The sequence below is a fragment of the Bacillus sp. CDB3 genome (genome assembly GCF_002081505.1).
GTDB lineage: Bacteria > Bacillota > Bacilli > Bacillales > Bacillaceae_G > Bacillus_A > Bacillus_A cereus_AT.
Genome location: NZ_ALBR01000084.1, coordinates 118,984 through 128,457, shown reverse-complemented (window position 1 = coordinate 128,457; position 9,474 = coordinate 118,984). Strand labels below are relative to the sequence as shown.

Sequence of the window (9,474 nt, the reverse complement as noted above, 5' to 3'; positions counted from 1 at the left end):
AAAATCTAGCAGCCTTTTTATTATAATTTTTTATGCTCATTTTTATTCGTAACACCGAGATGTTCTTGAAGTGTTGTCGATATATCATTAACACTTTTTTCGTTTGGAACGTAATAATAAATACCATCTATATATTTATCTGTACCTTTCACTTGAAATTTGTCCATTTTTAAACTTGAATCCATTGAATTTTTTGCAATTGTCATCATATCATCAAAAGTTAAATTTGTTTTTAAATCATTATCGACAGCATCTAGTAGACCACCGATTTTATTAATGGAATTGAGAGATAGTGCTTTTTCGGCAATAGCTTCTAAAACAAGTTGTTGTCGTTGACCGCGCATATAATCGCTATCGATATGACGAGTTCTAGCTAGTGCAAGTGCCTCTTCTCCGTTTAAATGTTGACGTCCCTTTTTAAGATGAATTGCATTTGCTTCGTCTTTACTATTTTGTTCTGTAAACTCAACCGGAACATCGACAGTAATACCACCAAGGGAATCAACGATTTTGATAAAGGATTTAAAGTTGAATTTTACATAGTAGTCAACTGGAACGTCTAAAAAGTTCTCTACTGTATCAATCGTGCTGTCTACACCACCGAATACGTGCGCATGTGTAATTTTATCGTATTTATCACGTGATTTAATGTAGACGCGTGAATCACGTGGAATGCTGACAAGTTTAACGGATTTATCATTTTTATTAATTGTTGCAAGTAATAAAGCATCTGTACGGGTTGCTTTTCCGTAATCTTTTTCCCTAATATCACTTTCATCAACACCCATGATAAGAACAGAAATATTGTCAGTCATAGGTTTAACAGCTTTTTCACGTTTGCTGGATTTATCTCCTCGGCCGAGTTCAGAATAGGCGTTGCTTAAGACGGATTTTGCTTTACTGTATATATGGAAGGAGTAACCTCCTGCTCCAAGTGCTACAATTAGTAATGGAATAAGAAGGAACCAAAGTAGGCGTGTTTTCTTTGAGCGTCCTTTTTTGGCTCGCATATTGTTGTTTGTGTCGGATTTCATCATTTTTTCTCCTTTAAAACTATCAAAGTGTATACATCTAGGTGTATTTAAAACACATAAAAAATATTTTACGCTAAATAAAAGCGATTGTACATGTATAAAAAATAGATGTCTTGATTATTTATAAGACACCTATTCGTTATTGTATACAAAAGATAGGGATAAGAAAATGATAAAATTTTACCTAATTACAACATAATACTTACAATAATCGCAGATAAAATACTAACAAGAGTAGCGCCGTATAGTAATTTTAGGCCGAAGCGGGCAACGACATTTCCTTGCTCTTCGTTTAACCCTTTTACCGCACCAGAAATAATTCCAATGGAAGAAAAATTAGCAAAAGAAACGAGGAAGACAGAAATAATACCAACTGTACGGATAGAGAGAGTGCTGGAAATTTTACTAAGATCCATCATTGCTACAAATTCATTTGTTACAAGCTTCGTTGCCATAATGCTACCAGCTGTGACAATTTCAGAACTTGGTACGCCGATAAGAAATGCAATAGGGGCGAATACATAGCCTATTATTTGTTGGAAAGTAACTCCAAATATAATGAGGAATAGGTCATTAATACAACTAATTAATGCGACGAATCCAATGAGCATAGCACCGACGACAATTGCTACGCGAAAACCATCAAGAATGTATTCTCCAAGCATTTCAAAGAAACTTTGTTTTCCCCTTTGATTTCCAAAATGTCTTCATCATCGTTAACGTCGTAAGGGTTAATAATGAGTACGATAATAAAACCGCTAAATAAATTGAGAACGAGTGCGGTTACTACATATTTTGGTTCGATCATTGTCATATAGGCACCGACAATGGACATAGATACTGTTGACATAGCAGAGGCGCAAAGTGTATAAAGTCGATGTTTTGGAATTTGGGCTAATTGTTTTTTTACCGTAATAAAAACTTCTGATTGGCCGACAATAGCGGAAGCGATGGCGTTGTAAGATTCTAATTTACCAAGACCGTTTATTTTACTAAGAAAGAAACCAATCCAATGAATAAAGAATGGTAGTATTTTGAAATGTTGTAATATACCAATTAAGACTGAGATGAAAACAATCGGTAATAATACGTTAAGGAAAAATGGCATTTCTCCTTTATTTGCAAGACCTCCAAATACAAAGTTTATTCCACTGGCAGCATACTCAAGTAGCCTTGTAAACAGATTGGAAATTATCGTAATAAGTACGAGGCCAATTGCTGTATTTAATAATAAATAAGTTAAAATTAACTGTATAATAAGCATGATAAAAATTGGTTTAAATTTAATATGTTTTTTATTGTTGCTAGCAATGTAGGCAAGGAAAAAAACAACGATAAGTCCAACGAAAAAAGTGATAAATTTCATAATAGGCCCCCTAAAAGAGATATTCTGCTATATATGTTTTTCATTTAAAAGGAGAATATGCATGTTTGGTAAAGAGAGGAATAGAGGAATCATGAATATATGTAGAGTACATCACGTTGCAATTATTAGTTCAAATTATGAAGTGTCAAAGGATTTTTATACTAGAATATTAGGTTTTAAAGCGATAAATGAAGTATACAGAGCGGAGCGAGATTCTTATAAGTTAGATTTATGTGTAGGAGAAGAGTATCAAATCGAATTATTTTCATTTCCACATCCACCAGAGCGTAAAAGCTTTCCAGAAGCAGCTGGACTTAGGCATTTAGCTTTTGCCGTTACTGATATAGAAGAAGCTGTTAAACATTTAAACCGATGTGATGTTGAGACGGAATCGATACGTGTTGACGAGATAACGGGAAAAAAATTCGTCTTTTTTCAAGATCCTGATGGTTTGCCATTAGAATTGTATGAGGACTGAAAATTGGTGAATTTTATATAGGGTTGCTTTCAAGTAAATGAAGAAACTAAAGTGAAACTTCTTTTTTAAAGGAGGTGTAACTTTAGCTAAGAAAAGCTAAAGGACATATGTGGATATTTTAAAATTATTGATGGTAGCTGTTCTGATTGCACTAACAGGTTTTTTTGTAGCTGTAGAGTTTGCAATTATAAAGGTGCGTAGCAGTCGTATTGATCAACTCGTTAGTGAAAAAAGACGAGGCGCATTGGCAGCTAAAAAGGTAACTTCAAATTTAGATGAGTATTTATCGGCATGTCAGTTAGGAATTACGATTACTGCTTTAGGACTCGGGTGGTTAGGAGAGCCGACGATTAAACATTTACTCGAACCACTGTTTTTAAAATTAGATTTATCTCCTGCAATTGCAAGTACAGTTTCATTTATTATTGCATTTGCAGTTATTACGTTTTTACATGTTGTAATTGGTGAACTCGCTCCAAAGACTTTTGCAATCCAAAAAGCAGAGCAAGTTAGCTTATTATTATCAAAGCCCCTTATTTATTTTTACCGAGTTATGTATCCATTTATTTGGGCTTTAAATGGCTCTGCACGATTTGTGACAGGCTTATTTGGCTTACATCCCGCTTCTGAACATGAAGTTGCACATTCTGAGGAGGAACTAAGATTAATCTTGTCTGAGAGTTATGAGAGTGGCGAGATTAATCAAGCTGAATTTAAATATGTAAATAACATCTTTGAATTTGATAATAGGGTAGCAAAGGAAATCATGGTACCCCGTACTGAAGTTGTTGGTTTATATGAAGATGAGCCGTTTGAGACACATATTAAAGTAATTGCACAAGAAAAATATACGAGATATCCAGTATTTGGTGAAGATAAAGATGAAATTATTGGGATGGTTAATGTAAAGGACTTATTTATTCGTTATATGGATGGTAATCGAGATGAAGAGTGTTCGATTACACCATATACACGTTCAGTTATTGAAGTGTTAGAAAATATCCCAATCCATGATTTACTATTGCAAATGCAAAGAAAGCGCATTCCATTAGCTGTATTATATGATGAATATGGTGGCACAGCAGGGATCGTTACATTAGAAGATATTTTAGAAGAAATTGTTGGAGAAATCCGAGATGAATACGATGAAGATGAACATCCACCAATAGAGCATATAAGTGAAGTGTGTAAAATTGTAGAGGGGAAAGTGCTTATTAGCGAAGTAAATGATTTATTTGGCATACATTTGGTCGCTGATGATGTTGATACAATTGGTGGGTGGTTTATGGTACAAAAGCAAATCGTTGCTGAGGGGGACATTATTGAGAAACACGGCTTTTCTTTTAAAGTTCTTGAAAAGGATATGCATCAAATTAAGCGAGTTGAAATAAAGGCAGTAGAAGAATGAATGGATTTGCTATTATATAAACTTTAATAAAAAGGATATATAGAAAAATAAATGTTTGCGCTTTCAAAAGCGGTGCTTTATAGTGAAGGTGGATACTGAAGAATTCTTTTTAATGATACTCGTATTTTATAGGGCGAATTCTTTGGATAAGGATTTAGAATGAAAAGTATAGGTGATGAAAAATGATAGCAACGAAGGATATACGTATAGAAAAAGATTTTTTAGGTGAAAAGGAAGTACCGAGTGTAGCTTATTATGGTGTACAAACATTACGTGCCGTAGAAAACTTTCCGATTACAGGATATCGCATTCATCCGTCACTCATTACGGCAATGGCAATTGTAAAAAAAGCGGCAGCGCTTGCAAATATAGATACAGGTTACTTGGCTAAAGATATCGGACAAGAAATTGTAGAAGCTGCACAAGAGATTATGGATGGAAAGTTCCATGATCAATTTATCGTAGACCCAATTCAGGGCGGAGCAGGGACTTCAATTAATATGAATACTAATGAAGTAATTGCTAATAGAGCGTTAGAACGTATGGGGTACGAAAAAGGTGAGTATGCGAAAGTTAGCCCAAACACTCACGTGAATATGGCGCAATCAACAAATGATGCGTTCCCAACTGGGATTCATATTGCAACTCTTATGATGCTAGAAGAACTTCTTGTTACAATGGAAGAACTTCACTCTGCTTTTCATGATAAAGCAAAAGAGTTTGATCATGTTATTAAAATGGGGCGTACACATTTGCAAGATGCAGTTCCAATTCGCCTTGGACAAGAATTTGAAGCATATAGCAGAGTGCTAGAGCGTGATATAAAAAGAATTAAACAGTCTCGTCAACATCTATACGAAGTTAATATGGGTGCGACAGCTGTCGGTACGGGATTAAATGCAAACCCTACTTATATAGAACAAGTTGTGAAGCATTTACGAACTTTTAGTGGTTTCCCTCTTGTTGGTGCAGAGCACTTAGTTGATGCGACGCAAAACACAGATGCATATACAGAAGTATCTGCAGCGCTAAAAGTATGTATGATGAATATGTCTAAAATTGCAAATGACCTTCGTATTATGGCGTCTGGTCCACGTGTTGGGTTAGCAGAAATTCAATTACCAGCTCGTCAACCAGGTTCATCTATTATGCCAGGTAAAGTAAATCCAGTTATGGCAGAAGTAATTAACCAAGTTGCTTTCCAAGTAATCGGAAATGACCATACAATTTGCTTAGCGTCAGAAGCTGGGCAATTGGAGTTAAATGTAATGGAGCCAGTACTCGTATTTAATTTAATTCAATCCATCAGTATTATGAACAATGGATTCCGTGTATTCCGTGAATATTGTATTAAAGGAATTACAGCGAATGAAGAGTTGCTTAAGCAATATGTTGAAAAAAGTGTTGGAGTTATTACAGCAGTGAATCCTCATATTGGTTATGAAGCAGCTTCTCGTATTGCACGTGAAGCAATTGCGACAGGAAAATCTGTTAGGGAGCTATGTTTAGAACATGGTGTACTTACAGCAGAAGAGCTTGATATTATTTTGGATCCATATGAAATGACGCATCCCGAAATTGCTGGTGCTTCTTTATTAAAGGATAAAGTGAAACTTTAATCAGTGGGGGGGAATCCCCCACTGATTATTAGCCTTCACCAATCGGGCTTTTACTGCCCACAAATAGCGGGATAAAAAAATGTAATGTAAAAAGCACCGATCCATTTGGATCGGTGCTTTTTTTTTAGAAGATATTAAATACAGCGTTTAATTGAAGTAAGCTAATAACGGCTAAGAAGATTAAACTGTATTTCATTGCTGTTTTAAATAAGGCAGATTCTTGACCAACTAGTCCAACTGCCGCACAAGCAACTGCTACTGATTGTGGTGAAACCATTTTCGCCATTGTACCACCTACTACGTTTAATGCAACGAGTGTAGAAGGGACGATGTTTAATTGGTCTGCAGTTACTGCTTGAAGTGGTGCGAATAATGAACCACTTGATACTACTGATCCTGTAATGAATACGCCAATCCATCCTAAGATTGGAGAAAGAACTGGGAATGCATTACCAGTAGAAGAGAATGCAAGTCCAAGTGTAGATGACATACCAGAGTAGTTCTCTACGTAAGCTAAAGCGATAACGCTACAAATTGTATATACTGGAGCCTTTAGTTCTTTAATTGTTTCAACCATCAGTTCTTTAATCATTTTACCTTTTACGCGGTAAACGATAAGTGAAACGATAATTGCTAATACAATCGCAGTAGTTGTAGAAGAGAATACATCGAATTTGAAAATAGCTGCGAAAGGTGTATCGGCTTTTGTAATTGGTGTAGTTTTCATAACCATATTATGAAGACCAGGGAACTGAATGTTAAATACTAAGTTTGCTAACGCGCCATCCGGAGCAAATAAAGCTTTAATCGGTTTTAAATTAAAGATTGTTACGAATGCAGTTAAGAATACGAATGGAGACCAAGCATATAAAATTTGATTGAATGTATGAGATTCTTTTTCTTCTTGTTTTTCTTCTTTAGCAGAAGATTTTGGCTGCCAAACACGTAAGAATAATGCAAGAGAGATCATACTTACAACGGCTGCGAAAATATTAGTAAGTTCTGCACCTAAGAAGTAAGTTACAAGGAACTGAGTAATTGCGAAAGAGACACCACTTACAAGAATACCTTGCCAAGTTTCTTTAATACCTTTAATTCCATCGACCATTGAAACAAGTAAGAAAGGTAAAATAATGCTAATGAATGGTAAAATATGAACAGTTTGACGACCTATAGTTAATGCGTCTAATTGAGTTAATTGTGCAGGTACTGTAACTGGGATACCCATGGCACCCATAGCACCACCAGCGATGTTAGCTACTAAACAAATACCGGCTGCTTTTAATGGATTAAAGCCCATACCTACAAGTAATGCAGCTGTAATAGCAACTGGAACCCCTAGACCAGCTGCGCCTTCTAAGAAAGCACCGAAAGAATAAGCGATTAATAATACTTGTAAACGTTGATCATTTGTAATGCTTGAAATACTATCGCGAATTATGTTGAATTGCTCTGTTTTAACAGTTAATTTGTAAAGGAAAATGGCTGCGATAACGATAGTACAAATTGGATAAAATCCAGATAAAACACCGAATCCGGCAGATGCTACAGCTACTGTTGCTGGCATTTTATAAACGAATATAGCAAGAATAATAGCGACAATCACACTGTAAAGACCAGCGATGTAACTTTTCATTTTGAGTCCCATTAAACAAATGATGAAGCAGAAAATTGGAAGTGCTGCGATTAGTGCAGATAACCAAATGTTGTTTAATGGGTCATAAATTTGTGTCCAAGTACTCATAATAATGACAACTCCTATCTATTTTATGTGAAGAAATTCACATTATTTGTGAAACTATTCACAATCAACTTACATGCTTAGTATATTCTCCTTCAACACTATTGTCAACGTGAAAAAGTATAATTATTCCATAATAGTATTAAAAGTAACTTTTTGTTCATAAAGTAGACAAAAAGCGTAATCAAATTGATTTGAATACGCTTTTATAAATTATTTACATATTCTTTCATTTTTTCATATGTCATTGGTCCTACATGCTTATATTGAATGACACCGTTTGAATCGATGACAAAAGATGTTGGAATACTGATAATTTGATATGCGGCACTTGCCTGTCCTTTCTGATCTAATAAGACGGGGAAGGTATATTTGTTTTCTTCAAGAAATTGTTTTACATTGTTCGGTTCTTTTTCAGTAGCTGTCGCATTTACAGCAACAATTTCAATTCCCATATCTTTAGTATCATGATAAAACTTTTCCATATCAGGCATTTCTATTTTGCATGGACCACACCAGCTTGCCCAAAAATTCAATATTACTTTTTTTCCTTTATAGTCTGTAAGATGAACTTCTTGACCAGTGGTTGTTTCCAGAAGGAAATCGAGGGCAACATTGCCAACTTCAGTTCCAATGGGGATGTTTGATTTTGAAGCTATATCTTCTTGTTTGTCTAATAGGAAGTGATTGGTAATAGTCCAGCCAACCGCAATGCTAAGTAACGCAATAATAAACCATTTTTTAATACTACATCCTCCTCCTTACTTAAATTTCCTTTTTTATCGTAACAAAGAGGTTAAATATGGTCAAATTACTTTACGATAGGTTATCAATTATAGACGATATTTTACAATATCATTACTGTACATTTCAGTAAGGTGAAAATATAACAAAAAGCCTGATAAAACAACGTTTGTAAGCAAAGTATCGCTGGCCCTTTATTTTGCTTTTTTATTGTATCATATAGTATAATATTCAAAATCAGGAGAGATTTTTTCTTGAACTGTGTGCTGATAAAAGTCGGAAAATTTTCTCAGCATTATGGGTTGATAAAGTTATGTCGTAACAGGAAATATAAGAACAGATATATAAATAAATAAAAAGAAAATAAAAAATGAAAATGAGGGGAACTTTATGAACCAAAACCAATTTGACTGTCGTATTTCAGAAGAAGACGTACAGATGTTAAGAGCATTAGCTCATCCATTGCGTCTACGTTTAGTAATGGAACTAATGCAGCGTGGAACATGTAATGTAACACAATTACAAGAGGTATTAGAAATTCCACAATCAACTGTTTCACAGCATTTAACGAAACTAAAGCAAAATAAAGTAGTACGCTTTGAGAGACGCGGGTTAGAAGTGTACTATCAAGTTCATAACGATAAAGTAAGTGAAGTAGTAAAAACATTATTTTCTTAATTTTTGAATATTATGGAAAAAAGACGTGTGAAATATACGTCTTTTTTTATTTGGAAAGGATGTACTAATAGGAAGAATTGAGAGCGTATATAGTAGTGCGTCAGAAAGAAACAAACTATTGAAGTGCTAAATTGATGGAATATATTCTGAAGGGATATGAAAAGATAGAAAGGAGTGTTGTAAGCTAAAGGGGGAATAATATAATGGATGTAAAACGTGTGAAACAGATATTATCTTCTTCAAGTAGCATTGATGTTACATATGAGGGAGTCCCCGTATGGATTGAGAGCTGCGATGAGCAGAAGGGGAGTGCTCAAGTGTATGACGTATCCAATCCAGGAGAGAGCGTTCACGTGGATGTGACGGCTTTAGAAGAGAGATAATAGAAAAGACGCTTCTAATTTTA

General features: G+C 34.8%; 8 protein-coding genes and 1 pseudogene. 5 read left to right on the top strand and 4 right to left on the bottom strand.

The genetic code is table 11. The features are described 5' to 3' along the window. Positions 1–20 precede the first annotated feature (20 nt). Positions 21–1,037 carry an LCP family protein gene (locus CDB3_RS21195; RefSeq protein ID WP_128855849.1) on the bottom strand — a complete coding sequence of 339 codons (1,017 nt, stop codon included), beginning with the start codon at positions 1,035–1,037 and terminating at the stop codon, positions 21–23. Positions 1,038–1,222: 185 nt separating this feature from the next. Continuing rightward, positions 1,223–2,400: pseudogene (locus CDB3_RS21190) on the bottom strand (NupC/NupG family nucleoside CNT transporter). A gap of 91 nt (positions 2,401–2,491) precedes the next feature. Between CDB3_RS21190 and gloA2 the strand changes: the two are divergent. From gloA2 to aspA, 3 genes are all read left to right on the top strand, one after another. Then, positions 2,492–2,878 carry an SMU1112c/YaeR family gloxylase I-like metalloprotein gene (gloA2, locus tag CDB3_RS21185; protein ID WP_128855852.1) on the top strand — a complete coding sequence of 129 codons (387 nt, stop codon included), beginning with the start codon at positions 2,492–2,494 and terminating at the stop codon, positions 2,876–2,878. A gap of 109 nt (positions 2,879–2,987) precedes the next feature. After that, complete coding sequence (locus tag CDB3_RS21180; RefSeq protein WP_128855848.1) at positions 2,988–4,286, top strand: hemolysin family protein; 1,299 nt, start codon at positions 2,988–2,990, stop codon at positions 4,284–4,286. A gap of 182 nt (positions 4,287–4,468) precedes the next feature. Beyond that, the gene (aspA, locus tag CDB3_RS21175) at positions 4,469–5,905 is read left to right on the top strand and encodes an aspartate ammonia-lyase (RefSeq protein WP_128855847.1); all 1,437 of its coding nucleotides are present in this window, start codon (positions 4,469–4,471) and stop codon (positions 5,903–5,905) included. Positions 5,906–6,029: 124 nt separating this feature from the next. Here the strand turns inward: aspA and CDB3_RS21170 are convergent, their stop codons facing one another. Together CDB3_RS21170 and CDB3_RS21165 are read right to left on the bottom strand one after the other, a co-directional pair. Continuing rightward, positions 6,030–7,649: a lactate permease LctP family transporter gene (locus tag CDB3_RS21170; RefSeq protein WP_128855846.1), complete on the bottom strand. Its 1,620-nt coding sequence runs from the start codon at positions 7,647–7,649 to the stop codon at positions 6,030–6,032. A gap of 203 nt (positions 7,650–7,852) precedes the next feature. After that, complete coding sequence (locus CDB3_RS21165) at positions 7,853–8,242, bottom strand: TlpA disulfide reductase family protein (RefSeq protein ID WP_256869907.1); 390 nt, start codon at positions 8,240–8,242, stop codon at positions 7,853–7,855. Positions 8,243–8,780: 538 nt separating this feature from the next. Between CDB3_RS21165 and CDB3_RS21155 the strand changes: the two genes are divergently transcribed. Both CDB3_RS21155 and CDB3_RS21150 read left to right on the top strand, forming a co-directional pair. Next, a complete protein-coding gene (locus CDB3_RS21155) occupies positions 8,781–9,068 on the top strand; it encodes an ArsR/SmtB family transcription factor (RefSeq protein ID WP_001075218.1) in 288 nt (95 codons plus the stop codon). 203 nt (positions 9,069–9,271) lie between these two features. Continuing rightward, positions 9,272–9,451: an acid-soluble spore protein H gene (locus CDB3_RS21150; protein ID WP_128855844.1), complete on the top strand. Its 180-nt coding sequence runs from the start codon at positions 9,272–9,274 to the stop codon at positions 9,449–9,451. Positions 9,452–9,474 lie beyond the last annotated feature (23 nt).

Bases quoted from the DNA above. Each gene is read 5' to 3' on its own strand.
- CDB3_RS21150 (WP_128855844.1), top strand. From the start codon at position 9,272: ATGGATGTAAAACGTGTGAAACAGATATTATCTTCTTCAAGTAGCATT.
- CDB3_RS21155 (WP_001075218.1), top strand. From the start codon at position 8,781: ATGAACCAAAACCAATTTGACTGTCGTATTTCAGAAGAAGACGTACAG.
- aspA (WP_128855847.1), top strand. From the start codon at position 4,469: ATGATAGCAACGAAGGATATACGTATAGAAAAAGATTTTTTAGGTGAA.
- CDB3_RS21170 (WP_128855846.1), bottom strand. From the start codon at position 7,649: ATGAGTACTTGGACACAAATTTATGACCCATTAAACAACATTTGGTTA.
- gloA2 (WP_128855852.1), top strand. From the start codon at position 2,492: ATGAATATATGTAGAGTACATCACGTTGCAATTATTAGTTCAAATTAT.
- CDB3_RS21195 (WP_128855849.1), bottom strand. From the start codon at position 1,037: ATGATGAAATCCGACACAAACAACAATATGCGAGCCAAAAAAGGACGC.